Here is a 25695-nt window from a genome sequence, read left to right on the forward strand (position 1 = left end):
AACTAAATTTAAATAGGAAAAGGTGTGTTAGTCTGAGTTATCGAAGACTTTAACATTATCTTTTGACAAGCTCAAAATGACAGATAATTTGATGGAACAAGAAATAAAATCGGTTGTCGATTTACAACATAAATATAAATTTGAATTGCGTAAAACGGATGCAAAAACCCGAATTGCAAAGCTAAAAAAACTAAAGTTTGCTTTAGAAGGTGCAGAAGCAGAAATTTACCATGCTTTGGATAAAGATTTGCGAAAGAGCAATTTCGAAACCGCTGTTACAGAATTGTTTTTTACCTATGCTGAGATAGATCATGCAGTTAAAAAACTTTCGGGATGGATGAAGCCAAAATCAGTTGGTAAAACCATCAGCAATCTTTTTGCCGGCAATAAAATTTACTATGAGCCTAAAGGTGTTTGTTTAATTATTGCGCCATGGAATTATCCATTGCAGCTGGTTATGAGTCCGCTGATTTCGGCAATTGCTGCGGGGAATTGCGCCATTCTGAAGCCCTCAGAATTGAGCTCGAATACGGCTGCTGTTATCCATAAAATTATATCCAATACTTTTGATAAAAAAGAAATTGCCTGTTTTGAAGGTGATGTTGAAGTTTCTACGGCGCTCCTTAAATTGCCTTTCGACCATATATTTTTTACCGGAAGTACCGCTATTGGAAAGGTGGTGATGGAAGCGGCAGCAAAAAATCTTACGTCTGTAACCTTAGAATTGGGTGGAAAATCGCCGGCCATAGTTGATGGTAGTGTTGATTTGCAGAAAGCTGCAGAAAAAATTGCCTGGGGTAAATTGGTAAACGCGGGGCAAACTTGTATAGCGCCAGATTATGTTTTAATTGACGAAAATTTGGAAGGAGCATTTGTAGAACACTTTAAAAACGCAACCGAAAAAATGTTCTTTATGGATGGAAAGATTAGTGAAGAGGTTTATGGAAAAATCATTAATAAAAAACAGTTTGAACGATTAAATAGTGCTCTACAAAAAGCTATTAATGATGGCGCTAAAATAGAATTTGGAGGAGGAGCCGATGCCGATTCTTTAACTATAAATCCGACGATTTTAACTTCGGTTAATACGGAGAATAGTATAATGCAAGAAGAAATCTTCGGGCCAATTTTACCAATTGTTAAATATAAAAATTTACAACATGCGATTGATTTTATCAATTCAAAAGATAAACCTTTGGCACTTTATATTTTTTCGGATGACAAAAAAAGCCAGGAGAAAATTATAAAAGAAACCAGCTCGGGTGGAACTTGTGTAAATGATGTTTTAGTGCACATTAGTAACCCAAACTTGCCATTTGGTGGCGTAAACAGCAGCGGAATTGGGAGTAGCCATGGCATATTTGGCTTTAAAAACTTTTCGCATGAAAGAGCTGTGGTTTTCCAATCAAAACTAGGGATGACAAAAATGATTTATCCGCCTTATAAAATGGGTTTATTAAAATGGCTGAAGAAGCTGCTTTGATTGGTTAAAAAAACTGCCACGGAAACACTAAAGGTACGGAATAAGATTAATTATATTCCGTGATTTCCGTGTCTCCGTGGCAAAAAAACTTCCTAATAATGCTTGTAAAAAGCTTATTTTTCCAACATGGATTTAGAAAAACTCAAATACCCAATCGGGCAATTTAGCATGCCTGAAATTTTTGACCAAAAGCAGGCAGATATTTGGATTTCGGAGATTGAAATGCTTCCAAATCAAATCAGAAATGCTACAAAAAGTTTGACTGCTGATGATTTAAATCAAACCTATCGGCCAGGCGGTTGGACGTTGAAACAGGTTATTCATCATCTTCCAGATAGCCACATGAATGCCTATATCCGTTTCAAACTGGCTATTACTGAAGATAATCCAATCATCAGACCTTATTATGAAGATCGTTGGGCAGAAACCGAAGAGGCTAAAAATGGCGACATTGAGTTATCCACTATGTTGTTAACAGCGTTGCATAAAAGATTAGTTGCCTTTTTGAGAACACTTAAATTGGAAGATTTCCAGCGTATGTACATCCATCCCGAGCACGGTAAAACATTTACTTTAGCCTATATGCTTGGCACTTACGCCTGGCATGGAAAACACCATTTAGCGCACATTACAAATACAATTGCAAAAGGTTTACATTAAAATTAGCATCGCAGCGCTCATTGCAATCATTATCGCGTCTTCTACAATGGTAACGGTACTCATAGGTAAGTTAAAAACTGCTCCAAGGCAAGCGCATTGAATTTTTTTCTTGTTTATAACACTTTCTAAAACACCCAAAATGCTCACAATCATTACGATTAAGGTAACCCAATTAACAATTATCGGTGATAAATTTAGCGCAAAACTTAAACCCAAACACAGCTCAATAAAAGCATAAATGTAGCCCCAGGCACTAAATTTTTTGGCAACGATATCGTACATCGCATAGCTTTCGGCAAAGGCTTTCAAGTTTAACAGCTTAAAAAACGAAAAGGTTAAGAAAAAACCAGCCATGAAAATCCGCATAAAAACCATCCAGTTTACCGCCTCATTTTGCCAGGAAACGATGAGGGAAACAATCGTAACATAACCAAAAATTAAAAGAATTGGTTTATAGGTTTCAGCCCAGGATTTGGTTTCATCTAAAACCTCACTCTGTGTATTCGCCGTTATTTGATATTTACTTTCAATACCGCCCAAAGCCTTTTGCAGCACATCTAAACCAATATGCTTATCCATGCTGATGGTTGCAGAATTTGTATCTTTTGAAACATCAACGGCCGTTACATCCGGTAGAATTAAAAGGTTGCTTTTTACTTTATTCTCGCAACCTCCGCATGTCATTCCGGTAAGTTGATAAGTGTGTGTCATAACTTAAATTTTAAACAAATTTACCCTTTGCATAAGTGAAATTCGTTACAGAATTTTCATAAAATGTTATAGGATTTTTTACAGATATTGTGGGGCGGTCGTTATTGCGAGGCACGGAAGCAATCTCTTAGGCTACAAGTATATCTTTAAGGAGATTGCTTCTCCCGAAGAAAAATCGAGTTCGCAATGACGGGGAGGATATATCAGCAGAAGAAATAATGCGTTAGTAAAACCTATCCAACCAAAACTGAAGTCATTGTTAACGAGCCACCAACAGCTTTATCGTTAAAAAATGAAATTTCTTCCTTATCATTCTTCAAACCCAAAGTGTAAATCAATGGCAAATAGTGCTCGGGAGTTGGTATTGCCAACATCGCATCAGTGCCTAAATTTCTATAATCAATTAAAGGTTTATGGTCGCCATTGGCGATGAGATTTTTGAATTTATCATTCATTTCATTGGCCCAATCGAAACCGCCGCCGTTTATCATTTCCCAGCTTAGCATGCGTAAATTGTGCACCATGTTTCCGCTGCCAATAACTAAAACGCCTTTTTTTCGAAGCGCATAAATCTCTTTGGCAATTTCGTAATGTTGCTCTGGTGCTTTCGTGTAATCGATACTTAACTGCAAAACCGGAATATTAGCTTTTGGATACATGTGCCTAATGATTGTCCAGGTGCCATGGTCTAAACCCCAATCATGATCTAAACCAACCGTTGTAGAATGAACAAGCGAAGGAATTTCAGCTGCTAATTCAGCATCGCCGGGAGCAGGATATTGAACATCAAATAAAGCTTGTGGAAACCCACCAAAATCGTGAATGGTTGATGGAAAATCCATAGCTGTAACAAAAGTTCCGTGTGTAAACCAATGTGCCGAAACAACCAAAACTGCTTTCGGAACAGGAATATATGCGGCTAATTCAGTCCAACTTCTGCTAAATTCATTATTTTCAATACCATTCATCGGCGAGCCATGCCCTATAAATAATGTTGGCATCAAATCAGTTTGTGGCAAGCGCTGGGTAAAACTTCTGAATTGTGATAAGGTTGACATGCTGTTGAATTTTAATATAAAGGTACAGCGTTATCCTTTTTTACAGCTTGATATAGGTTAAGAAATATTGAGGTTCCATCACCCGTTTCACCTCTTCCATATTTTCTAAATCTCATCCAATGTTTTTCTCTTATCAGATGTTTGATTTTTATAGGCTGAAGGTGTTAAGTCTGTAACTTTTTTAAACTGCGCTGAAAGATGCGCAACACTACTGTAATTTAACTGATAGGCGATTTCGCTTAGTGTTAATTCATTATAAGTAAGCATTTCTTTAACCCTTTCTATTTTTTGAGTGATGAAATATTTCTCAATAGTTTGATTTTCTACCTCAGAAAAAATAGCGCTTAGGTGTGCATATTCTGTATTAAGTCGCTCACTTAAATAAGATGATAAATTAATTTTTAAAGGTTCCTTTGCATAGTGAACCAAGTTGATAATAGCTGTTTTGGTTTGCTCCGAAATTTGAGTTTTTTTATCCTCTAGAAGCTCAAATCCAAATAAATCTAACCTTTCGGATAACTTCTTTTTAGCATCAGCAGAAATGCTTTCTTTGATAGAAACCCTTCCTAATTCAACTGAAATAGGGTTAAAGCCGAGTTTTTCAAACTCTGCTTTAACCACCATTTTACAGCGGTTGCATACCATATTTTTGACATGCAAATCCATTATTTTGATTTTATGGTTTCAGCAACATCGCCGCAATCAAACATCATGCTTCCGTAATACGGATTTTCGATGTTTTCTTTCTCGTTTAACCAGCTGGCTTTAGCCATCGGACAATGTTGAACATAAACCGTAGCATTATTAAATTTGATATTTTTTACTGTTTTAATCATCGCATAAGAGATGCCTTCAAAAGATTTTCGCTGTGCTTTTATATCCTTTCCGGCTGCTAATTCTGTTGCTTTCGCTTTAATTATTTTAGCCTGTTCCATCCAAAGTGTGTGTTGTGTGGCCGGTAAATCTTTATGCGGTATGGCATCAAGCTTGTTTATTAAAACTTTTACTTTTGTAACAGCCATCTCTTTTTTGTCGGTTGCTAAAGCATTCTTTACATCGTAATAAGCTGTTAATAGTTGATTAAAAGCAGCATCAGTTTTACTTTGTGCGAAAGTCAATTTTGTAGTTGCAATGGCGATTATCGCCATCATTATCATTATTTTTTTCATGGTATTTTTATTTTAAAACATTAAAAAAGTTAAATTCTGCCCTTAGCAGATACATGTTCTTCAAGTATCGATTAGTCATGTTTCCGGTTGCCTGAAAACGATAACCTAAATCAATTCTGGTTCTGCTGTTCAAAATAACCTGTATGGCAGGAGCCAAATCTAAATATGATTCGCCTGAACCTGGATCTGTTTTGCCCAACATTTCAATATATAGATTAAAATTTGGCTCCTTGTAATCTTTGTAAACCACAGGCAAAACCAAATAACCAGATGATAAACTATATGAAAGCATTTTATCGGGCTGTGGTGTATTTAACCTCAAAACCTTATCCGTTTTTTCAAAAGCATCAGCATAACCTAAAGTTGCCGATAAAGCCAATTTATGCAAAAGTTGTGTGAAAATTAAGCCTGCCTGCCAACCAGAATTATCGCCTTCAAGGTTAATATCTCTGCTAAATCCGGGTCTTTTACTCGTACTTATTCTTCCATAAGCGGCTGCTCTGAAATGGCTTTGTGCTTCATCAATAGATAAAAAGCGATACTTAGCGTATAAACTTGCACCTTCAAATCGGTATCGCCCATCCATATCTGATAAAAAAGCTTGTGCATGCGCCATTACATTTTTATTGAAACCAAACATTACTTCCGGAATGGTTCTGCTCACAAAACCAGGGTTGTTAAACATGCCTTCATTGGTTAAACGAATACCGATAGACTTGCTTGGCATATTACTCGCAGGCTCGGTAAAAACGTATAGCTCTTGTCCGAAAATACTGGCAGATGCCCCGATAAAAATCAGAGTTGTCAGAAAAATATTTTTCATATTTTAAGACAAAACTAAGTGATAAACACGAGTTTTCTTTCCGTTTACAACAGCCGTTCCGCTTGCATATGCATCAGAATTAACAGCGCTTGCCTGCTTTTTAAATGCTGTACCAGAAATGAAATTTTTATCTATTACTGATGCTTTTACGGTTCCGTTTAGGGTTTTGTTTTTTGCGTTTACAAAGCGATAAACGTTGCCACCCACAATTGCTTGGCCTTTATCGTCAACTTTAACCTGATTAAACGTAAAGTCTGCGGTTAAACCCCCAACAGAGAAGCCGGCATCCTGAACTTTTTTGCGGATTAAATCGATATTAATATCCGCACCTTTTTTAAAGGTTAAAACGAAGAGGTTTTTGTTTAAATCTGGTTTTACTGTGCTGATAAAACCTAAAGTTTCTAACGATTTTTGTGTAGCGTTAGAACACATGGAGCAGGTTAAGCCAGTTACTTGTAAATCTGCTGTTGATATTTGTTGAGCCGAAACTTTAGCGGCAAAAAGAAGCATAATTATGCTGAATAATTTTATTGTTTTCATGATTTTTTGAATTAGAATTAAAGAAAATGTCACACTGTGCTTGTCGAAATGCTTTAAGCATCGAAAAACAAATGATATATCCTAATTCCTAAAAATGCAATTGAAAACATGCAAAGCAACCCGCGAGGAAAGTGGCGGTGCTTTGTTGCTAATTTTACTGAAAAAAGCAGGATTGATGTTTGTTAGAAATTCTAAAACTGGTGGATGTAAAAAAAGCTGAATGGAGAAAAGCTTAGGCATTTCAACTTTTGCCGCAGTTTGATGGCTATCTTTTACCTTAACAGTAACTTGTGTATTTTTACAACAGCCGTCATCTTTAATTTTCTCCGCAGGAATATCTTTACAAAGCTTACAAGCAACTTCGTTGCTGAACAATTGTACATTCGCTAATTTTCCACCACAGAAATGCAAACTTAAAGCTAAACCAATAACACTAACCGCGTAAAATACGGCCAAAGAAAATGCTATTTTTTGTTTTAACTTCATTAATACAAAGTTAAGGTAAAATAATTTGAATAATAAGCTTCTTTATTTATTGAATTTCATTTTTTAGCTTAATTTAGCCATAAACACAATTAAAATGAAGAAGTTACTCTTTATAGTTTGCATATTTTCTGTCTTCACGGCTTTAGCTGCAAAACCTAAAAATCAATATATCCGTATCAAAACTGAATATGGAGAATGTATTGTTAAATTGTACAATGAAACACCTTTGCATCGCGATAATTTTTTAAAACTTACAAAACAAGGCTATTATAATGGCACTTTATTTCACAGGGTGATAAAAGATTTTATGATTCAAGGAGGCGATCCGGATTCAAGAAATGCAAAGCCGGATTCACTACTAGGCGAGGGTGGACCAAAATACACCATCCCGGCAGAATTTAGAGATAGTTTATTTCATAAAAAAGGTGTTTTAGCTGCCGCAAGAGATACTAACCCTGAAAAGGCATCAAGCGGAAGTCAGTTTTATTTGGTACAGGGCAAGGTTTTTACCGATGAACAATTAAATAGTTTGGAGGAAAAACGCTTAAAATTTAAAATCCCTGAATGGCAGCGTCAAGTTTATAAAACCCTTGGTGGCACACCACATTTAGATAGAAATTACACTGTATACGGCGAAATAATTTCTGGTTTGGAGATGGTTGATAAGATTGCTGCCCTTGAAACAGACAAAAATAATCGGCCAAAAAAGGATGTTAAACTGGATATAACAATTTTAAGAAAAAGAGAAGCGAAAAAGTTGGAGAAGCAGTTGGCTACGCTTTAGATTGGCAGAGTTTTATAATCCCACGATTGAAAATCGTGGGCGATGTTGATTATGCCTCACCTTTACGCTTCGGCATGTGGGTTTTTGAGTATTGACCTTGATTTTCAATCATGGAATTATTTAAGCGATAAATCATTTTCTATTTATTTTTTGAAATTGCCATATTGCCCACGATTTCAATCGGGCAATGTTTAAGGTTCTTTAATAATTTCTTCGCTATATTTCCTTAGATTTCAATACTGGAAGAATGGGTTCTTTTATAACTATATTAGTTTCTAATTGCCATATTGCCCACGATTTCAATCGTGGCATTTAAGAAATCTAAATTAAAGCCGATGTCTCATTCATATAACAAAATCTGGATTCATGCAATTTGGGCAACAAAAGAAAGAGAACATTTTATTAGACCTCAGATAGAAAAAAGACTTTATGATTTTATATATACTCAATTCATTGAAATGGGATGTGTGGTTAGGATAATAAATGGAATGCCAGACCATATTCATTGTCTATTTCTATTGAATCCTAAAAAGTCAATCGCTGAAGTTATTAAGCAGATAAAAGGAAGTTCATCTCATTTTATGACTGAAGAAAATTTGATTCAGACCAAATTTTCATGGCAAACAGGTTATGCAGCTTTTTCGGTAAGTGAGTCAGTTTTAGAACGTGTCCATCAATATATTAAAAATCAGAAAGAACACCACAGGAAGAAAAATTTTCAAGATGAATATGATAGGTTCTTAAAATTATATGGACTTTTGGAAAAATGATTTAAACTACGATTTCAATCGTAGAATGGAACTATGAAAATTATCTCCTACAATGTAAATGGAATTAGGGCGGCAAGCACTAAAAACTTCTTCGGTTGGTTGCAGGCTACGAATGCAGATATGGTTTGCCTTCAGGAAATTAAAGCGATGCCCACTCAAATACCTGAAATTATTGCCTTGGTGGAGCAACTTGGGTACCATCATTACTGGTATCCGGCAGAAAAAAAGGGTTACAGTGGCGTTGCAATTTTAAGCAAGTTAAAACCTAACCATGTAGAATACGGTTGTGGCGAAGAATGGATTGATAAGGAAGGCAGAATTTTAAGGGCAGATTTTGATGATTTTTCCTTGATGAGTTTATACATGCCTTCTGGTTCGAGTGGAGACGAAAGGCAGTTGAAAAAGTATGCTTTTATGAAGTTTTTTGATGTTTACATTGGCGAACTTCGCAAAGAAATCCCAAATCTTATTGTTAGTGGAGATTATAACATTTGCCATACTTCTATTGATATTCATAACCCTAAATCGAACGCAAATTCATCGGGTTTTTTGCCAGAGGAACGCGAATGGATGCAGCTATTTTTAGAGAATGGTTTTGTAGATGCTTTCCGCCATTTCAATAAGGACCCACATCATTATACCTGGTGGAGCTACCGGGCAGGTTCTAGAGGTAAAAATTTGGGTTGGCGCATCGATTATCATTTGGTTACAAAAGCAATGGAAAACCGGCTAAAAAACGTTAAAATTTTACCAGATGCCATTCACTCCGACCATTGTCCGGTTTTATTGGAAATGGAATGATAAAATACCGAAAACGGATAATGGAATCTGAGTATAATCTTGATACCCGAGTCTTACTGCTTGATAATAAAAACTAACCAAATGCTTATAACAAACATTAAAGGCCTTGTCGGCATACATCCAAAAGATAAATTAGTTCTTCGCGGCAGTGAATTGAGCAATTTACCTGTTCTGGATAATGCTTGGCTTTTAATTGAAGATGATTTGATTAAAGATTTTGGTAAGATGAGTGAAATTCCATCTACCATTTTACAACTTCCATCAATCAATGTAAATGGTAAATACGTTTTCCCGTCCTGGTGCGATAGCCATTCACATATTGTTTTCGCCGCTTCGCGGGAAGAAGAATTTTCCTTAAAAATTCAAGGTAAAACCTATGAAGAAATTGCTGCAGCTGGCGGCGGCATTTTAAATTCAGCAAATAAACTTCAGCAAGCAAGCGAAGATGAACTTTTTGAAAGTGCATCAATCCGCTTAAAACAAATGATTTTGCAAGGAACCGGCGCTGTTGAAATCAAAAGTGGCTATGGATTAACCGTAGAAAGCGAACTGAAAATGCTTCGGGTAATTAAAAGGTTAAAGGCTAATTTTCCAATTCCTGTAAAAGCCACCTTTTTGGCGGCACACGCTTTTCCTGTTAAGTTTAAAGAAAATCAGCAGGGTTACATCGATTTGATTATTAACGAAATGTTGCCCCAAATAGCAACTGAAAAATTAGCCGATTACATTGATGTTTTTTGTGAAAAAGGTTTTTTTTCGGTTTCACAAACCGATGAAATTTTAAAGGCTGGTGCAAAAGATGGTTTGAAACCAAAAATACATGCCAATCAACTTTCAATTTCTGGGGCTGTAGAAATCGGCATACAGAATAATGCAATTTCTGTCGATCATCTTGAAGAAACAAATCAGCAAACCATTCATGCATTAAAAAACAGCAATACAATTGCAACACTTTTACCTTCATGCTCGTTTTATTTAGGAATACCTTTTGCAGATGCTAAAAACTTAATTGCCGAAAATATTGCTGTTGCGCTTGCCAGCGATTATAACCCAGGTTCAACACCATCGGGAAATATGAATTTTGTAGTTTCATTGGGCTGTATAAAACTTAAAATGCAACCAGAGCAAGCCATTAATGCAGCTACATTAAACGGCGCAGCAGCTATGGAAATTAGTAATGGTTATGGCAGCATCGCAATCGGTAAAAAAGCAAATTTATTTATTACAAAGTCGATGCCTTCAATAGCCTATTTGCCGTATAGCTTCGGCGAAACGCAAATAGAAACCATCATTTTAAATGGCGAAATTTATAATGGATAATCTAAAAATATATTCGCAAAGCGATATAAACAGCTTGATTATTTATCGCGAAGGAGAAACCAAGCTAGGCGAAAAGGTTCAAACTATTTCTTCTTTAGATGATTTTGAAGCATCAAATTCAAAATTTGTGCTTTTAGGCGTACCTGAAGATATTGGTATTCGGGCAAACGCAGGTGTTGCCGGCGCTTCTACAACCTGGCGACCAGCTTTAATGGCTATTTTAAATATTCAAAGCAATCGGTTTTTATCTGGCGAAGAAATTTTAGTGCTTGGTCATTTTGAAATTGAAGAACCTGAAAATTCTACCATTGGGGGATTAAGAAAAAAAGTTAATGAAATCGATAATTTGATTTTTCCCGTAATCCAAAAAATTGTTGCAGCAGGAAAAATTCCTATTGTAATTGGTGGAGGGCATAATAACGCATATCCAATAATTAAAGGAGCATCTTTAGCTAAAAAAAATCCCATTAATGTTTTAAATATAGATGCTCATGCAGATTTACGAGAACCCGAAGGCAGACATAGCGGAAACGGATTTACTTACGCAATTATCGAAAAATATTTGAATAATTATTTCATGTTTGGTTTGCATCAAAACTATAATAATGAGACAATTTTATCTCAAATTGATAGCAACCCAAAATTAAACGCCATTTTTTTTGATGATATTTTAAAAGGCGATGAATTTAATGATATGTTGTCTCAGTTAGTTGATGGTTTTGGCTTGGAAATAGATTTAGATTGCATTCAGAATGTGCTTTCTAGCGCAGAAACACCATCTGGGTTTTCGGTAAATGACATTCGGAAAATAATCCTGACCAGTAAGACGAGGTTTTCATATTTGCATATTAGCGAAGGTGCTACAAGATTGCTTGATGGAAGAGTAAGCAAATTAACATCTAAACTGATTGCTTATTTAGTAAGTGATTTTGTGAAAGCACAGGTTTAAATTGTTTCTGCAGATTGCGAGGATTTATGTGGATTTTATTCTCTAAAATCCTAATAGGAGGTAAGTTCAGTCGTCATTTCGACCGAAGTGGAGAACCACGAAGTGCTCGGCCAAGCTAAATCTTTTAAATTAGTTACAAAGATTTCTCAGTTACGCTTTGCTTCATTCGAAATGACGGCACACACGTCTAAATCAAGAAGGTTTTTCGTTTGCTCGTCATTCTCGCGAAAGCGGGAATCTTAAAGCAATTGACTAGCCTCTTTAGGATTTCCAATTAAATTGGGAATAACGTCCATTAATAATTCAATTACAAATGCTCCGCCTCATATTTCTCTCCAGCTTTCAGCATCAATTCAATTTGCTTTAAATCTTCAGCGCTAAGCTCTTCTTTTTCCTGCAATTCAAAAACAGCAATCATGTTGTCTTCGTATTGTTTTTCGGTTTTAATTACGATTTCCTGTGGCATGATGTGTTAAATAAATTTGATGGTTTCTGTTGGTGTAATGCAGTAATCTAATTTAATGTCGTATTCGTTTACGTCATCAATTTTATCTATTGCAGGCCTCAAAGATAAGCCTATTTTTTGAGCATTTATATTTTGCAAAAAACGGTCGTAAAATCCTTTACCGTAGCCAACTCGATAACCCATTTTATCAAAAGCTAAAAGCGGAATTAAAACCAAATCAACTTCTCCGTTATAAATGTTTCCTTTCTGAGGTTCTAAAATATTGTAAAGATTTTTTTCTAAATCACTAATTCCCATATATTCATGATTGGTCATTAAAGCAGTTTCAAAATCTGCTTTGGGCACAATAATTTTAATTTCTGGATGATTTTCTGCAAGCCATTCAGTAATTAAAAAGGTATTTGGTTCTTTCTTTTCAATGATTGGCAGGAAAATGTGAATGGTTTTAATTGCGCTAAAATCAAGCAGTTTAAATTGTTGCAACAACAACATGCTCTGCCTTTCACAATCTTCATCACTTAATAATTTCCGCTCTTTTGAGGCTATTTTTCTTATCTCCGATTTAAGCATAATGGCAAATTTAATAATTTTTACCAAGGCCAAAGTTTATGGTTGTAACGGAAATCACTATAAAATAATCACTTTGTAAACATTTAAACTAAATATGTCAATTTGTCACTTTTAATTTTATTTGTGTATTTTTGCAATCCCAAAATGTTTTTAAAGGAATGATTGATTTACAAGTACAGGATAAAACACACGACGAGGCCAGGCAAGGTGAAGCTTTAATTTTAGAAGCCCCAATTAAAGCCGATGCCCGTAAATTATATATTGAAAGTTATGGTTGTGCAATGAATTTCGCCGATAGTGAAATTGTAGCTTCCATTCTTTCAGAAACTGGATTTGAAACCACTGGAGATTATCATCAGGCAGATGTGATTTTCATTAATACTTGTTCAATTCGTGAAAACGCAGAAACAAGGGTAAGAAATCGTCTTTCGCAATTTGGGGTAGAAAAACGCCGTAATCCAAAGTTAATTGTAGGGGTTTTAGGTTGTATGGCAGAACGTTTAAAATCTAAATTTTTAGAAGAAGAACGTTTAGTTGATGTTGTGGTAGGTCCGGATGCTTACCGCGATTTGCCTAACCTTATAGAACAAGTCGAAAGCGGACATAAAGCGGTTAATGTTTTATTATCCCGCGAGGAAACTTATGCCGATATTAGTCCGGTACGTTTAAACAGTAATGGCATTACTGCTTTTATTTCGATTACCCGTGGCTGTAACAATATGTGTTCGTTTTGCGTAGTGCCTTTTACCCGCGGGCGGGAACGCAGCCGCGATGCACACTCGATTATTGAAGAAGCTAGAACACTTTTCGAAGCCGGATACCGTGAAGTTACACTTCTAGGGCAAAACGTAGATTCATATACATGGACATCAGAAGATGGGGCTGAAACGGTAAACTTTGCTCAGCTTTTGGAGCAAACGGCATTGGTTAGTCCCGATTTAAGAGTTCGTTTTTCTACTTCGCACCCTAAAGATATTACCGATGAGGTTTTACATACCATCGCCAAATACGATAACATTTGCAACTATATCCATTTACCGGTGCAATCTGGTAATACCCGTGTTTTGGAGTTAATGAACAGAACTTACACCCGCGAATGGTACATCAATCGAATCGATGCGATTAGAAATATTATTCCTGGTTGTGCAATTTCTACAGATATTATTGCCGGTTTTTGTACCGAAACGGAAGAAGAGCATCAGGAAACGTTAAGCATGATGGATTATGTTCAGTATGATTTTGCATATAACTTCACCTATTCTGAGCGACCAGGAACTTTGGCGGCTCGTAAACTGGAGGATGATATTCCGGAGGATGTTAAAAAGCGCCGCTTAGCTGAGATTTTAGCAAAGCAACAAGCACATTCGTTAATGCGTTTGCAGGAATGGGTTGGTAAAACGGTTCGCGTTTTAATTGAAGGTACATCAAAAAAATCAGATAAAGATTATTGTGGAAGAGGCGATAGCGGAGCGATGGCAATTTTCCCAGCGATAGAAGGCGTTAAACCTGGTCAGTATGCAAATGTTTACATTGAAAGATGTACTTCAGCTACGCTGATAGGAAAGATAGTTTAGTGTTTTCGTCATTGCGAGGCACGAAGCAATCTTAATGCGGTTGCTTTAACCTAATTTGTAAGATTTGCTTCGTGCCTCGAAATGACGGAGTTGGTTTGTTAATACTTGATACTAAAGAATGGATACACAAAATATTAAACAACGATTCGGGATTATTGGTAATTCGCCATTGCTTAATCGTGCCATAGATATTGCCAGTCAGGTTGCGCCAACGGATATGTCGGTTTTAATTACCGGCGAAAGTGGTAGTGGTAAAGAGGTTTTTTCGCAAATTATCCATCAAATGAGTGCCCGCAAGCATGGTGCTTTTATCGCCGTTAATTGCGGGGCCATTCCGGAAGGGACCATAGATTCAGAACTATTCGGACATGAAAAAGGCTCTTTTACAGGAGCTCACGAGGCCCGGAAAGGTTATTTTGAGGTAGCAAACGGCGGTACAATATTTTTAGATGAGGTTGCTGAATTACCACTTGGAACTCAGGCTCGTTTATTAAGAATTTTAGAAAGCGGCGAATATTTACGCGTGGGTTCATCTAAAGTGCAGAAAACCGATGTTCGTATTATTGCAGCAACAAATGTTGATGTTTATAATCGTGTTAAAAACGGAAAATTTCGTGAAGACTTATACTACAGATTAAACACGGTTCCGTTACGAATTCCTGCTTTACAAGAACGTAAAGAAGATATTTATTTACTTTTCAGAAAATTTGCTGCCGATTTCAGCGATAAATATCGTTCGCCAGGTTTGCAGTTAGAGCCCGAGGCAGTTCAGATTTTAACCAATTACAGCTGGCCGGGAAATGTTCGCCAGTTAAAAAATATTGCCGAGCAAATTTGCGTATTAGAAAAAGATAGAAACGTTACCGCACAAGCAATTTTAAACTATATTCCAAATGAAGCCGGCAGCAATTTGCCAATGGCGATAAATGCGCAATCAAAAGAAGATTTTACAGAAAGAGATATTTTGTATAAAGTGCTTTTTGATATGAAGAAGGATATGGTGGAGCTTAAAAAACTGGTTGCTGAGATTATCCAGCATGGCGGAAATACGGCTACTGTTTTGGCTGATAACCCTCAATATATTAATCAGCTTTATAGAGATGTAGAGTTACCGGCCGGCCAAGAACACGCCTTTACCATACAGCACCCGGCGCCAAACAACAACATCAATAACAACAATAATTCTGATTATTTTGCACATGATGCTGAAGAAATTGAAGAATCTTTATCGTTGGTAGATAAGGAATCGGATTTAATTAAGAAAGCATTAAAAAAGCATAAGGGAAAAAGAAAGTTTGCGGCACAGGAGTTAGGAATATCAGAGCGAACGCTTTACAGAAAGATTAAAGAACTAAATTTGTAAAGCCATCATCCATCCTTGTTCAAACTGAATTTATCAAAATGAGAATTAAAATATTTGCACTTTTTTTAACCGCCATCCTAAGCTCATGTGCCTATACATTTAGCGGGGCATCAACCGAAGGTTTAAAAACAGTTACGGTTCGTTTTTTTGAAAATACGGCACCGCTGGTTGTACCTACTTTGAGCCAGAATTTTACAGAGGCATTAAAATCTCGGATAAGAACGCAAACTAAACTGAGCATTACGCCGAATGATGGCGATGCAATATTTGAAGGTAAAATTACAGGTTATGATATTAAACCGGTGGCTTTAACCTCTAGCAGAACACCAACGGCTTCAAACAACCGCTTAACCATTACCATTTCTGTTAAGTACAAAAACAATATTGAAGGCCACGAAAAGGAGAGTTTTGAAGAAAGTTTTACCCGTTTTTTTGACTTCCCTTTGGGTGGGTCTTTGCAAGCCGTACAGCCACAGGCTATAGAGAACATAAATAAACAATTAACCGAAGATATTTTTAACCGTGCCTTTGCGCAGTGGTAGCTAAAAATTTTAAAAATCGACTTCAATTTTTAACTTAGTAGCAAACCTCAACAATGAATAACAAACAGCTTCTTACAGATTTATTGGCTCAACCCGGAAAAGTAAGGAAGACACACGCGTCGGCATTGTTGGATATGTTGGCACAATACCCTTATGCACAGCCTATTCATTTACTTTTAGCAAAAGCTGATGCTGAGTTTGTTCCGAAGGCTGCTTTGTATAGTAATGGCAATGTTTTGTACAATATTTTGCAGGAAGCCGAAGTAGAGGATGAAATTGTTGTTGAAGAAATTGAGCAGCAGCAGAAAATTGAAGATGCAGAAACAACTGCGGCAAAAGTTTTACCTGAGATAGAAACTTTTGAAGCTGAATATATTGAATTAGAAGAGGAGCCTGAGGTTTTTGAAGAAATTGGCGAGGTGCAGACGATTGCAAAACCAATTACTGAAGCTAGTGTTGCTACGCAAATTGCCGAAGAAGAATTTCAAACAGAAATTAAGGATGAAGATTATATTGAAAGTGTAGTTTCTTCTGATTTCTTTGCCTTTGAGAAAAAGTTAAGTACCGATGTGGTTGCTATAGCTCCGGATATTGAAACTGTAATTCCCGATGAGCCTGAAAATAGCTATTTATCAAAATATGATGATGATAAAATGCCGTACACTTTCTTATGGTGGCTTGCTAAAACCAGAAAAGAGCATGAGCAGATATTTCAACCTTATGCACAGCCTAGTGCTGCTGTTGTAAAGCAACCAGAAGTTAAACCTCAACAACAAGCTGCCTTTCAGCAGCAATATGTTGAGCATATTTTTCACATTCAAACACCTTTTGAAGTTGCTGATCATTTGGCTGAATATCCTTCTGCAGAAGTAAAAGATGTTAAAGGTGCTGAAATTATAGAGCGGTTTTTGAAGGAAGACCCAACCATAAAAGCGCCAAAACCAGAACAGATAGATAATGAAAATAAGGCGAAAAAAAGCGCTGAAGACCATTACGACTTAGTTTCGGAAACACTGGCAAAGATTTACATAGAACAAATGCTTTACCACAAGGCCATAGATACTTATAAAAAATTAAGTTTGAAATATCCAGAAAAAAGTGGTTACTTTGCCGACCTTATCCAATCTATAGAAAAGAAATTATAAAATATATTTTATCATGATAACCCTTTTAATCATTTTATTAATCGTTGCGTGTGTAGCTTTAGGCTTATTTGTTTTAGTACAAAACCCTAAAGGTGGTGGTTTAGCAACAGGTGGAGGTACCAGCAATATGTTTGGTGTGCAACGTACAGGCGATGTTTTAGAAAAAGGATCGTGGATTTTGTTAGCCGTTATTGTTGTTTTAACATTAGGTATTACTACTATAGGGAAATCAGGCGGCTCAGCAGCAACTGGCAACACAGAATTACAGGAACGTTTAAACAAAATGCCTACACCTTCTCCAATTGGTGGTGGCGCAACTAAAAGTGCAACTCCGGTTGCTCCTGCTCCGGCAGATACAACTAAGAAATAGTTTAAGCAAACAAAGTATTTTAAAAAGCTTTCCTCAAAAGGGAAAGCTTTTTTCGTTAAAATACAATTATATTCTTCTAAAGATAAGTTGGTTATAACTAAAGGCTATGAACACAAATTCCCCTGATAAATTTTTATAAAGCATATGCAATTCACTGCAGGCTGCTTTAGCTGCCTGTTTTTATGTGGCAATACGGCTTCAGCCAAATAACGTTTACCTAAATCCAATTGCAGCGAAAAGCTGAGCCAACCCGAACCAAAATGCAACCGATGTTCTTTCCCAAATCATAATTAACTGCGAATTTTTTTCATAAGCTCTGCCAAGCTGACACGCAACACTCTGTATTGGTTTGAAAAATTGGCAAATTTGTCCCTAGATGCTGCTTGGCATAATAAGTGTTAATTGTATGCTTAGTTAAAAAACTTAAATCAAAATAAAAAATTAATAAAAGTTATGGCGTTAAACCTAAAACCAATTGCTGGCAGTTCGAACAGAGTTATTGTTGAACCAGCTGCGGCAGAAGAAAAAACTGCATCGGGTTTGTATATCCCTGATACTGCAAAAGAAAAACCATCTAAAGGAACTGTAGTTTCTGTTTCTGAAGAAGATTCTGAAGGTAAAAAAGCTAGTGTAAAAGTTGGCGATGTTGTAATTTATGGTAAATACGGTGGTACCGAATTCCCTTACGAAGGTAAAGATTACCTAATTATGCGTGAAACTGATATCTACGCTGTTGTAGGATAATTATAAGTTAAAATTAGAAAGTTAAAAGTTGAAAGATGACGCGATTAAAATGATCGTAAATCATAATTCTAAAATCTTAAATCAAAATGTCAAAACAAGTAAAATATAACGTGGAAGCACGCGACGCCCTGAAACGTGGTGTTGATATCTTAGCTAATGCAGTAAAAGTAACTTTAGGTCCGAAAGGCCGTAATGTTATTATCGATAAAAAATTCGGTTCTCCGGCTATCACTAAAGATGGTGTTACGGTTGCTAAAGAAATCGAATTGAAAGATGCGGTTGAAAACATGGGTGCACAAATGGTTAAAGAAGTAGCTTCAAAAACAGCCGATATTGCTGGTGATGGAACTACAACTGCAACAGTTTTGGCTCAGGCAATTATTACAACAGGTATTAAAAACGTTGCTGCGGGTGCAAATCCAATGGATTTAAAACGCGGTATCGATAAAGCTGTTGCTGCTGTTGTGGCTAACTTAAGAGAGCAATCTCAAACAGTTGGTGAAGACAATAACAAAATTAAACAAGTTGCATCTATCTCCGCAAATAACGATGAGGTTATCGGTTCGTTAATTGCTGAGGCAATGAGTAAAGTTGGTAAAGATGGTGTAATAACTGTTGAAGAAGCAAAAGGTACTGAAACTGAGGTTAAAACAGTTGAAGGTATGCAATTCGACAGAGGTTATTTATCTCCGTACTTTGTTACCAATGCAGATAAAATGGAAGCTGAATTAGATAATCCTTACATTTTAATCTACGACAAAAAAATCAGCAACATGAAAGAATTGTTGCCGGTTTTAGAAAAAACTGTTCAAACTGGTAAGCCTTTAGTTATTATTTCTGAAGATTTAGATGGCGAAGCTTTAGCTACTTTAGTAGTTAACAAAATCCGTGGTTCGTTAAAAGTTGTTGCGGTTAAAGCTCCAGGTTTTGGTGATAGAAGAAAAGCAATGTTAGAAGACATCGCTATCTTAACTGGTGGTATCGTTGTATCGGAAGAAAGAGGTTATAAATTAGAAAATGCTGATTTAACTTACTTAGGTTCTGCTGAAAAAGTTGTTGTTGATAAAGACAATACCACTGTAATTAATGGTGCCGGTAACTCAGAAGATATTAAATCTCGTGTTAGCCAAATTAAAGCTCAAATCGAAACAACTACATCTGATTACGATAAAGAAAAATTACAAGAGCGCTTAGCTAAATTAGCTGGCGGTGTTGCTGTTCTTTATGTAGGTGCAGCTAGTGAAGTTGAAATGAAAGAGAAAAAAGACCGTGTTGATGATGCTTTACACGCAACTCGTGCAGCTGTAGAAGAAGGTATTGTTGCAGGTGGTGGTGTTGCCTTCATCCGTGCGGTAGCATCTTTAGCTGATTTAAAAGGCAGCAACGAAGATGAGAATACTGGTATTCAAATTATTCGTCGTGCAATTGAAGAGCCATTACGTCAAATTTGCGAAAACGCAGGTATTGAAGGTTCTATTGTAGTACAAAAAGTAAAAGAAGGTACTGCAGATTTTGGTTACAATGCTCGTACTGATGTTTACGAAAACTTAATTGGTGCTGGTGTTATCGACCCAACTAAAGTTTCTCGTGTAGCTTTAGAAAATGCGGCATCTATTGCAGCTATGTTATTAACAACAGAAGTTGTTTTGGCAGACGAGCCTGAAGAAGGTGGTGCAGCAGCTCATCCTCCAATGGGTGGCGGCGGCATGGGCGGCATGATGTAACAAAAATTGAAAGAGAAAAGTTGAAGGTTGCAAGTATTGCAAAAAACTTTAAACTTTTACATTATAGAAATCCCTCAGAACTTTAGTTTTGAGGGATTTTTTTATTTAAAAATCTCTTGAAATGCATTTGGAAGGGTTTTGATAGCTAATTACTTGGCTTTCGTGTAAAATTTTAGATAGATCGATACGGATTAGATAGATTTGAACTGTAAAAACTATTGAAGATTATCCCTATCGAACAAAATTTTACCAAACAAACTGATTTAACATAAGTCTTAGCGGCGCTATCAATTTGTCGTGCTTTTTTGTGAAGGAATTTCTTTAATAATCCCCTATTATTAAAGATTTATGAAAATTTGGTGTAAACAAATTACAGTTGCTGTATTTGTTTTCTCGACATTGTTATTTGTTGCTTTAAATGCATCTGCACAATTAACTGTGAGCGGTGTGGACGCTGGCCCATATACCCCCGGGAGTACTATTGCTGTTCCGTTTACCATCGGCAATGCATCATGCATCTCAACAACGAACGTTTTTGAGCTTTATCTTTCTGATTCGAATGGTAGTTTCGCTTCTGAACGAAGAATTGGAACATACACCGGATTTTATAGTACTTATGTAAATGGAATAATTCCTGCAAATACACCTGTTGGAACTGGTTATAAGGTTAGAGTTAAATCAACTGCACCAGCCGATGTTAGTGCAGAGTCTGCTGCGTTTGAAGTAAAAGCTGGCAGACCCGTTAGGGCTGAAGTTTTATCTACAACACTAAATACACCTGCCGGGCAAGAGGCTTTTGGTCCTTGTATTACCAGAGCAAATTACGAACTTGCCCTTTCAAGTAATTCATCTGCAAATGCTACTGTTAATGCAAGTATTAAAAATGAAATAACTGGAGTTACAACGTCCGTAAGTTTGAATACACCTCAAACATTTACCGCACAACTGGCTCACTACACTATTTTTGCAAAGGCCACCATGCCCGATGGAACTGTTGGAACCAAAGCTTATTTTATCATCAATAACCAAGCTACAACTGCATTTGCTACAATAAATAATAATCCGGTTTGTTTACCGCTGGCTTCCTATCAATTTAATGTTGATTTAACTGCAAGTGGAATCTTAAATAATTTTCCGGGTGATAAATATGTTATTAATTGGGGCGATGGTACCTCAACCACTTATACTTATTGTGATATTTTTAAGGCTGGCGGTAAGGTTGGACATGATTATACTACTTCTTCTTGTGGTCGGGTATCGAATACAGCTTCGGGGCCGATTTACAATGCATTTACTGTATCCATTAGGGTAGCTAATGATTTCTGTGGAAACCTTGGCGACCCATTAAGTGCTTATGCAAAGGTTGTAATTAAGCCTATCAATTCATTTAGTTTTGTAAGTCCGGCATGTACAAATACTGAGATAACTTTTGAGAATACATCTCAATTAGGAGAAAATCCGAACACCACCTCTGCTGGTTGCGAGCCAAATAATGTACTTTATAACTGGTATGTTGATGGAGTACTTGTTCAGGCAAATAAATCACGATCTTATAATTTTGTTCACAAGTTTCTTACTCGTGGAATACATAAAGTTAGATTAATTTCTGTAAGTTCTGGAGCATGTGACGCAGATCCTGTGGAGCAGGAAATCTGTATTCAAGATCCGCCTAAACCCTTATTTACTTTACCTAGTACTACAGTTTGTGCACCTAGCATTCTTACACCTGTGAATACATCTGAAATTGATAATACTTGTAACGCAGTACCAACGTATTTATGGACCGTTACGCCTGCGATTACTTTTTCTGGTGGTACAACAGCAGCTAGTAAAGATCCTATTTTTAATTTCAATACTGCCGGAATTTATACAATCACCTTAAGTGTCTCAAGCGGCGCTTGTGGCGCTGTTGTGTCTGCCCCTCAAACCGTAATTGTTCAAGGTGCGGACGCAGGGCTTGACCAAAATATATGTGTAGGTTCTACAGCAATATTGGCAGGAAATAACGAGGCTGGTTTATGGACACAAACTGCAGGACCGACAGTAACTATTTCCAACCCAACTCAATATAATACTACAGTCGCAGACTTATCACCAGGAAATAATTATGGATTTAGATGGACGCTTTCCGGAGGACTATGCCCAGGAAGTTACGATGATGTAGTGATTAGCTACCCTACAGCCATTGTAAATACAATAAGTTTAAGCTCAACAACAGTTTGTTCAGGGCAAAGCATTACAGTAGTTGGTTCAACGCCTATCGGTGGAACCGGAACTTATACTTATCAATGGCAAAGCAGTGCCGATGGAATAACCTGGGCTAATTTGCCTGGAAAAAACACAAAAGATTTGACAATTTCAGTAAGTTCTAAAATACAATTCAGAAGAGTGATTACAAGCGGTTCTTGTTCCTCAGAAAGTAATTTAATAGAACTGGATGTTTTACCAGCCATCACAAATAACACCATTTCTGCTGACCAAACGATTTGCACTGGAACTCCAGTAAATGCTTTAACAGGTACCTTACCATCAGGCGCTGATGGAACTTTCAATTATCAATGGCAATCGAGTTTTAACGGAACAACCTGGACAGACGTTGCCGGTGCGACAGCCAAGGATTATACGCCGCCTCAGCCAACAGTGAGCATCCGCTACAGAAGATTAGTTACCAGCGGTGCTTGTTCAGGTGGCTCAGCAAATATTAGCAATATTGTAGCGATAACGGTTAATCAGAACGCAAAGGCTGAGATTATTTACACTACTGCAATTGGTTGTGCGCCATTTGCTTTAACCCCTGCAATTATTCAAGCCGGCCTTTATCCCGGAAGGAATGCAACATACACCTGGTTTGCAAACGATGTGCAAATTGGAACTGGAGCAGTTTTTCCAGGTTATACCATCACCAACAGCAATGAAAAGATAGATATTAAACTGGTTGTAATAAGCCCAACTGGTTGTTTAGGAGATGAAATTTCGCAATCCTTTACAACAAGAGATAACATAACGGTTTCTTACACTCAAGATAAAACGGCTGCATGCGGACCGTTTAGTGTAAACTTTGTAAACACATCATCAGATTTAACTGGTTCTACATTCTTTTGGGATTTTGGTAATGGTACCACCTCAAATCTGGCCAATCCTCCAAGAATTGATTATCGTTCAGACCCGGATGGAAATGACATCACTTATACGGTAACCTTAAAAGCAACAACGCCTTGCGGAGAAATTACCAAAACATCAACGGTGTTAGTAAAAGCGGCAGCTGTTTCTGTTTTTTCACCAGATAAAACTTCTGGCTGCTCGCCTTTTACAACTTCATTTAGCAATACATCGCCCGGAAATTATACCAGTTTTACATACGATTTTGGTGATGGAAGCCCTTTGTTAACGGTTTCAGATAAAAATAAAGTTACACATACCTACACAACAATCGCAGTTACAGATTACGTTGTAAAAATGACTGCCGTAAATGATTGCGGCGCTAGTGTATCTCAATATACAATAAGAGTTTCACCAAACAACATAATACCCGAATTGGTGGTTAATGCTACTCAGTTAAAAGGTTGTGCACCGCATACAGTAGATTTTTATAACAATACCAAAGGTGCAAGTACATTTTATTACAACTTTGGCGATGGCAGTTCTGCGCTAACAAGTTCATCGCCCGAAATGGTTGCCCATACTTTTACCAAACCCGGCACTTATCTGGTTACCTTATACACTTCAAACGATTGTTCTATAAATTATACCAACGAAACAATTGTTGTGCTTGAACAGCCTACCGTAAGCTTTACATCAGATAAAACCGTGGGCTGTGATGGAACGCTGGTGAAATTTAAAAACAACAGCGTAAATGGCATAAGTTTTCTGTGGGATTTTGGTGATGGCACAACATCTACCCAAATCGAACCTGAACACACTTACAGAGGTAACGGCATCAATTACACCGTTAGCCTAACTGCTACAAATACCTTAGGCTGTAAAAACACCTCCGTTTTAACTAATTATATCCAGTTGGTTAATCCTCCACAATCAAATTTTACGGTGTTGCCGGGTAATGAGCTTTCTATCCCTAACTATACTTTCAATTTCAGAGATGCAAGTATTAATGGTGCCGGAAGTTGGGAATGGACTTTTGGTGATGGTTCGAAATCTACCCTTCAAAACCCAACACATACGTATAGCAATGTAGGTGAATACATCGTTACGCTTAAAATTATCAATAAAGAAGGATGTTCGGCTACCTCAATGCAAATGGTTAGGGTAATTGGTGTTCCGGGAACTCTGCAAGTGCCAAACTCTTTTATGCCTGCCAGTGCTAAAAATGAATTAAGAACTTTTAAAGCAAAAGGAAGAGGAATTGATACCTGGAAAATGACCGTTTTTAATAAATGGGGACAAGCCTTGTGGGAAACCACAAAACTTGATGATGGGGCACCATCAGAAGGATGGGATGGAACTTTTAACGGTCAGGAGCAACCACAGGGTGTATATTTTTGGAAAATTGAAGTAAAATTTATTAATGGTAGCGATTGGAAAGGAATGACTTACGACAACTCGGCACCAAGAAAAACCGGAACAATATATTTAATAAGATGATGAAGCGCAGTTGGATTAACGTAGTTATATTGTTTATCGGCCTACCTTTTTTTAGTAGAGGGCAAGACCACATTTACAGCCAGTTTTATAATTCTCCTATTTACTTAAATCCCGCGTTAACCGGGCAGTTTGAGGGCGATGTTCGTTTCAACGCATTATACCGCAATCAGTGGACGGGTCTTTCTGGCGATTTTTCTTACATGAGCGCATCGGCCGATTTAAACCTTCAGAAACTAAATAGTGGCGTTGGAATAATTTTTAACCGAAGTAGCGAAGGAACTGCTTATCTGCAAAAAAACAATATTGCCTTAAGTTACTCTTACATTATTGGCGGCGAGGATTTCACACTTTCCTTCGGTTTGCAAGGTGGTATAACCAACCAAAAGCTAAATTGGGATAAATTGGTTTTTGGCGATCAGATCGACATCAATGCCGGAATTATTCCAGGCGGAATTTCTGGTGCTGAAAGGCCAAATGTAGATAGCCGTTTTTATTTTGATGCCGCCGCTGGCGGAAACATCGTTTATAAAAATTTTATGCTTGGTTTGGGCGTTCACCATTTAAATCGGCCAGATGAATCACTTGCAGGCTACCAAGCCAGGTTGCCGATGCGATATTCTGCTAATATGAGCTACAAATTGGCAATTATCCCGGATAGGTACGACCGCGATGGCGCATACTTAATTCCTTCCATAGTTGCTTATCGCCAGCAAAATGTGATGTCGTTTAGTTTAGGTACGCAGTTTAAATATGCTGGCGTAAACGCTGGAGTTTGGTATAGAAATGATGGCGGAACCAATGGCAATGATGCGATTGTGTTTTCCGTAATATTCGATATTTTTAATAGAAGAACCAATGGTGAAAAATTTCGGATTGGCTTAAGCCATGATGCAACAACATCAAAGCTAAATTACACCAACACAGGTGGAACATCAGAAATTGGTGTAGGTTACGAAAAATATTGGTCTAATAGTTCTAATTATGGCCGTGCAAATGGATTAAGATGTTATGATTTTTATTAATTTGCCCTAACATTTAGGCAAA

Annotated in this window: 25 protein-coding genes; 16 read left to right on the forward strand and 9 right to left on the reverse strand. The window is 37.0% G+C overall.

Going from position 1 to position 25695, the window contains the following annotated elements:
- Positions 1 to 76 precede the first annotated feature (76 nt).
- Positions 77 to 1483, forward strand: a complete 1407-nt coding sequence (locus LUA86_RS00870) for an aldehyde dehydrogenase family protein (RefSeq protein WP_231458656.1) — start codon at positions 77 to 79, stop codon at positions 1481 to 1483.
- 126 nt (positions 1484 to 1609) lie between these two features.
- On the forward strand, positions 1610 to 2143 hold the full coding sequence (locus LUA86_RS00875) for a YfiT family bacillithiol transferase (RefSeq protein ID WP_231458657.1): 534 nt from the start codon (positions 1610 to 1612) through the stop codon (positions 2141 to 2143).
- Here LUA86_RS00875 and LUA86_RS00880 read toward each other — a convergent pair.
- The 7 genes from LUA86_RS00880 to LUA86_RS00910 form a co-directional block, all read right to left on the reverse strand.
- The gene (locus tag LUA86_RS00880; protein ID WP_231458658.1) at positions 2135 to 2854 is read right to left on the reverse strand and encodes a heavy-metal-associated domain-containing protein; all 720 of its coding nucleotides are present in this window, start codon (positions 2852 to 2854) and stop codon (positions 2135 to 2137) included. The genes LUA86_RS00875 and LUA86_RS00880 overlap by 9 nt on opposite strands.
- Before the next feature lie 233 nt (positions 2855 to 3087).
- The gene (gene ygiD / locus LUA86_RS00885; protein ID WP_231458659.1) at positions 3088 to 3912 is read right to left on the reverse strand and encodes a 4,5-DOPA dioxygenase extradiol; all 825 of its coding nucleotides are present in this window, start codon (positions 3910 to 3912) and stop codon (positions 3088 to 3090) included.
- 105 nt (positions 3913 to 4017) lie between these two features.
- On the reverse strand, positions 4018 to 4536 hold the full coding sequence (locus tag LUA86_RS00890) for an AraC family transcriptional regulator (RefSeq protein WP_231458660.1): 519 nt from the start codon (positions 4534 to 4536) through the stop codon (positions 4018 to 4020).
- Between the two features lie 41 nt (positions 4537 to 4577).
- Positions 4578 to 5081, reverse strand: coding sequence for a DUF3347 domain-containing protein (locus tag LUA86_RS00895; RefSeq protein ID WP_231458661.1), 504 nt, complete (start codon positions 5079 to 5081; stop codon positions 4578 to 4580).
- Positions 5082 to 5088: 7 nt separating this feature from the next.
- Positions 5089 to 5904: a hypothetical protein gene (locus LUA86_RS00900; RefSeq protein WP_231458662.1), complete on the reverse strand. Its 816-nt coding sequence runs from the start codon at positions 5902 to 5904 to the stop codon at positions 5089 to 5091.
- Positions 5905 to 5907: 3 nt separating this feature from the next.
- Positions 5908 to 6444 (reverse strand): heavy-metal-associated domain-containing protein, encoded by a 537-nt coding sequence (locus tag LUA86_RS00905; RefSeq protein ID WP_231458663.1) that lies wholly within the window; start codon positions 6442 to 6444, stop codon positions 5908 to 5910.
- Positions 6445 to 6525: 81 nt separating this feature from the next.
- A complete protein-coding gene (locus LUA86_RS00910; protein WP_231458664.1) occupies positions 6526 to 6930 on the reverse strand; it encodes a hypothetical protein in 405 nt (134 codons plus the stop codon).
- A 94-nt stretch (positions 6931 to 7024) separates the two neighbouring features.
- Between LUA86_RS00910 and LUA86_RS00915 the strand changes: the two genes are divergently transcribed.
- The 5 genes from LUA86_RS00915 (at position 7025) to LUA86_RS00935 (ending at position 11554) form a co-directional block, all read left to right on the forward strand.
- Complete coding sequence (locus LUA86_RS00915; protein WP_231458665.1) at positions 7025 to 7714, forward strand: peptidylprolyl isomerase; 690 nt, start codon at positions 7025 to 7027, stop codon at positions 7712 to 7714.
- Between the two features lie 335 nt (positions 7715 to 8049).
- Complete coding sequence (tnpA, locus tag LUA86_RS00920) at positions 8050 to 8484, forward strand: IS200/IS605 family transposase (RefSeq protein ID WP_231458666.1); 435 nt, start codon at positions 8050 to 8052, stop codon at positions 8482 to 8484.
- A 33-nt stretch (positions 8485 to 8517) separates the two neighbouring features.
- A complete protein-coding gene (locus tag LUA86_RS00925) occupies positions 8518 to 9285 on the forward strand; it encodes an exodeoxyribonuclease III (RefSeq protein WP_231458667.1) in 768 nt (255 codons plus the stop codon).
- Positions 9286 to 9366: 81 nt separating this feature from the next.
- Positions 9367 to 10605, forward strand: coding sequence for an imidazolonepropionase (hutI, locus tag LUA86_RS00930; protein WP_231458668.1), 1239 nt, complete (start codon positions 9367 to 9369; stop codon positions 10603 to 10605).
- Positions 10598 to 11554, forward strand: a complete 957-nt coding sequence (locus tag LUA86_RS00935; RefSeq protein ID WP_231458669.1) for a formimidoylglutamase — start codon at positions 10598 to 10600, stop codon at positions 11552 to 11554. Before hutI ends, LUA86_RS00935 begins: the two co-directional genes overlap by 8 nt.
- A gap of 307 nt (positions 11555 to 11861) precedes the next feature.
- On the opposite strand, the gene LUA86_RS00940 is transcribed toward LUA86_RS00935, so the two are convergent.
- The gene (locus LUA86_RS00940) at positions 11862 to 12020 is read right to left on the reverse strand and encodes a hypothetical protein (RefSeq protein ID WP_231458670.1); all 159 of its coding nucleotides are present in this window, start codon (positions 12018 to 12020) and stop codon (positions 11862 to 11864) included.
- A 6-nt stretch (positions 12021 to 12026) separates the two neighbouring features.
- The gene (locus LUA86_RS00945) at positions 12027 to 12590 is read right to left on the reverse strand and encodes a 5-formyltetrahydrofolate cyclo-ligase (protein WP_231458671.1); all 564 of its coding nucleotides are present in this window, start codon (positions 12588 to 12590) and stop codon (positions 12027 to 12029) included.
- Between the two features lie 158 nt (positions 12591 to 12748).
- On the opposite strand from LUA86_RS00945, the gene miaB reads away from it, so the two are divergent.
- From miaB to LUA86_RS00990, 9 genes are all read left to right on the forward strand, one after another.
- Positions 12749 to 14164 (forward strand): tRNA (N6-isopentenyl adenosine(37)-C2)-methylthiotransferase MiaB, encoded by a 1416-nt coding sequence (gene miaB / locus LUA86_RS00950; protein ID WP_231458672.1) that lies wholly within the window; start codon positions 12749 to 12751, stop codon positions 14162 to 14164.
- Between the two features lie 118 nt (positions 14165 to 14282).
- The gene (locus tag LUA86_RS00955) at positions 14283 to 15527 is read left to right on the forward strand and encodes a sigma 54-interacting transcriptional regulator (protein WP_231458673.1); all 1245 of its coding nucleotides are present in this window, start codon (positions 14283 to 14285) and stop codon (positions 15525 to 15527) included.
- Between the two features lie 38 nt (positions 15528 to 15565).
- Positions 15566 to 16069 (forward strand): LptE family protein, encoded by a 504-nt coding sequence (locus LUA86_RS00960; RefSeq protein WP_231458674.1) that lies wholly within the window; start codon positions 15566 to 15568, stop codon positions 16067 to 16069.
- 53 nt (positions 16070 to 16122) lie between these two features.
- The gene (locus LUA86_RS00965; protein WP_231458675.1) at positions 16123 to 17214 is read left to right on the forward strand and encodes a hypothetical protein; all 1092 of its coding nucleotides are present in this window, start codon (positions 16123 to 16125) and stop codon (positions 17212 to 17214) included.
- Positions 17215 to 17227: 13 nt separating this feature from the next.
- Positions 17228 to 17584 carry a preprotein translocase subunit SecG gene (gene secG / locus LUA86_RS00970; RefSeq protein WP_231458676.1) on the forward strand — a complete coding sequence of 119 codons (357 nt, stop codon included), beginning with the start codon at positions 17228 to 17230 and terminating at the stop codon, positions 17582 to 17584.
- Between the two features lie 453 nt (positions 17585 to 18037).
- Complete coding sequence (gene groES, locus LUA86_RS00975) at positions 18038 to 18328, forward strand: co-chaperone GroES (protein WP_025141798.1); 291 nt, start codon at positions 18038 to 18040, stop codon at positions 18326 to 18328.
- An 86-nt stretch (positions 18329 to 18414) separates the two neighbouring features.
- On the forward strand, positions 18415 to 20052 hold the full coding sequence (groL, locus tag LUA86_RS00980; protein WP_231458677.1) for a chaperonin GroEL: 1638 nt from the start codon (positions 18415 to 18417) through the stop codon (positions 20050 to 20052).
- A 348-nt stretch (positions 20053 to 20400) separates the two neighbouring features.
- Entirely contained in the window at positions 20401 to 24651 is a 4251-nt protein-coding gene (locus LUA86_RS00985) for a PKD domain-containing protein (protein ID WP_231458678.1), read from the forward strand.
- Positions 24648 to 25673 (forward strand): PorP/SprF family type IX secretion system membrane protein, encoded by a 1026-nt coding sequence (locus tag LUA86_RS00990; protein WP_231458679.1) that lies wholly within the window; start codon positions 24648 to 24650, stop codon positions 25671 to 25673. Before LUA86_RS00985 ends, LUA86_RS00990 begins: the two co-directional genes overlap by 4 nt.
- Positions 25674 to 25695: the final 22 nt, after the last annotated feature.

This window comes from Pedobacter sp. Leaf132 (assembly GCF_920984695.1).
GTDB lineage: Bacteria > Bacteroidota > Bacteroidia > Sphingobacteriales > Sphingobacteriaceae > Pedobacter.

Excerpts from the sequence above, each read along its gene's own strand:
- LUA86_RS00875 (WP_231458657.1), top strand. The coding sequence starts at position 1,610 with ATGGATTTAGAAAAACTCAAATACCCAATCGGGCAATTTAGCATGCCT.
- LUA86_RS00965 (WP_231458675.1), top strand. The coding sequence starts at position 16,123 with ATGAATAACAAACAGCTTCTTACAGATTTATTGGCTCAACCCGGAAAA.
- LUA86_RS00905 (WP_231458663.1), bottom strand. The coding sequence starts at position 6,444 with ATGAAAACAATAAAATTATTCAGCATAATTATGCTTCTTTTTGCCGCT.
- LUA86_RS00880 (WP_231458658.1), bottom strand. The coding sequence starts at position 2,854 with ATGACACACACTTATCAACTTACCGGAATGACATGCGGAGGTTGCGAG.
- LUA86_RS00985 (WP_231458678.1), top strand. The coding sequence starts at position 20,401 with ATGAAAATTTGGTGTAAACAAATTACAGTTGCTGTATTTGTTTTCTCG.
- LUA86_RS00955 (WP_231458673.1), top strand. The coding sequence starts at position 14,283 with ATGGATACACAAAATATTAAACAACGATTCGGGATTATTGGTAATTCG.
- LUA86_RS00895 (WP_231458661.1), bottom strand. The coding sequence starts at position 5,081 with ATGAAAAAAATAATGATAATGATGGCGATAATCGCCATTGCAACTACA.
- secG (WP_231458676.1), top strand. The coding sequence starts at position 17,228 with ATGATAACCCTTTTAATCATTTTATTAATCGTTGCGTGTGTAGCTTTA.
- LUA86_RS00940 (WP_231458670.1), bottom strand. The coding sequence starts at position 12,020 with ATGCCACAGGAAATCGTAATTAAAACCGAAAAACAATACGAAGACAAC.
- LUA86_RS00870 (WP_231458656.1), top strand. The coding sequence starts at position 77 with ATGACAGATAATTTGATGGAACAAGAAATAAAATCGGTTGTCGATTTA.
- LUA86_RS00945 (WP_231458671.1), bottom strand. The coding sequence starts at position 12,590 with ATGCTTAAATCGGAGATAAGAAAAATAGCCTCAAAAGAGCGGAAATTA.
- miaB (WP_231458672.1), top strand. The coding sequence starts at position 12,749 with ATGATTGATTTACAAGTACAGGATAAAACACACGACGAGGCCAGGCAA.
- LUA86_RS00900 (WP_231458662.1), bottom strand. The coding sequence starts at position 5,904 with ATGAAAAATATTTTTCTGACAACTCTGATTTTTATCGGGGCATCTGCC.
- LUA86_RS00890 (WP_231458660.1), bottom strand. The coding sequence starts at position 4,536 with ATGGTGGTTAAAGCAGAGTTTGAAAAACTCGGCTTTAACCCTATTTCA.
- ygiD (WP_231458659.1), bottom strand. The coding sequence starts at position 3,912 with ATGTCAACCTTATCACAATTCAGAAGTTTTACCCAGCGCTTGCCACAA.
- tnpA (WP_231458666.1), top strand. The coding sequence starts at position 8,050 with ATGTCTCATTCATATAACAAAATCTGGATTCATGCAATTTGGGCAACA.
- hutI (WP_231458668.1), top strand. The coding sequence starts at position 9,367 with ATGCTTATAACAAACATTAAAGGCCTTGTCGGCATACATCCAAAAGAT.
- LUA86_RS00960 (WP_231458674.1), top strand. The coding sequence starts at position 15,566 with ATGAGAATTAAAATATTTGCACTTTTTTTAACCGCCATCCTAAGCTCA.
- LUA86_RS00990 (WP_231458679.1), top strand. The coding sequence starts at position 24,648 with ATGATGAAGCGCAGTTGGATTAACGTAGTTATATTGTTTATCGGCCTA.
- groL (WP_231458677.1), top strand. The coding sequence starts at position 18,415 with ATGTCAAAACAAGTAAAATATAACGTGGAAGCACGCGACGCCCTGAAA.
- groES (WP_025141798.1), top strand. The coding sequence starts at position 18,038 with ATGGCGTTAAACCTAAAACCAATTGCTGGCAGTTCGAACAGAGTTATT.
- LUA86_RS00935 (WP_231458669.1), top strand. The coding sequence starts at position 10,598 with ATGGATAATCTAAAAATATATTCGCAAAGCGATATAAACAGCTTGATT.
- LUA86_RS00910 (WP_231458664.1), bottom strand. The coding sequence starts at position 6,930 with ATGAAGTTAAAACAAAAAATAGCATTTTCTTTGGCCGTATTTTACGCG.
- LUA86_RS00925 (WP_231458667.1), top strand. The coding sequence starts at position 8,518 with ATGAAAATTATCTCCTACAATGTAAATGGAATTAGGGCGGCAAGCACT.
- LUA86_RS00915 (WP_231458665.1), top strand. The coding sequence starts at position 7,025 with ATGAAGAAGTTACTCTTTATAGTTTGCATATTTTCTGTCTTCACGGCT.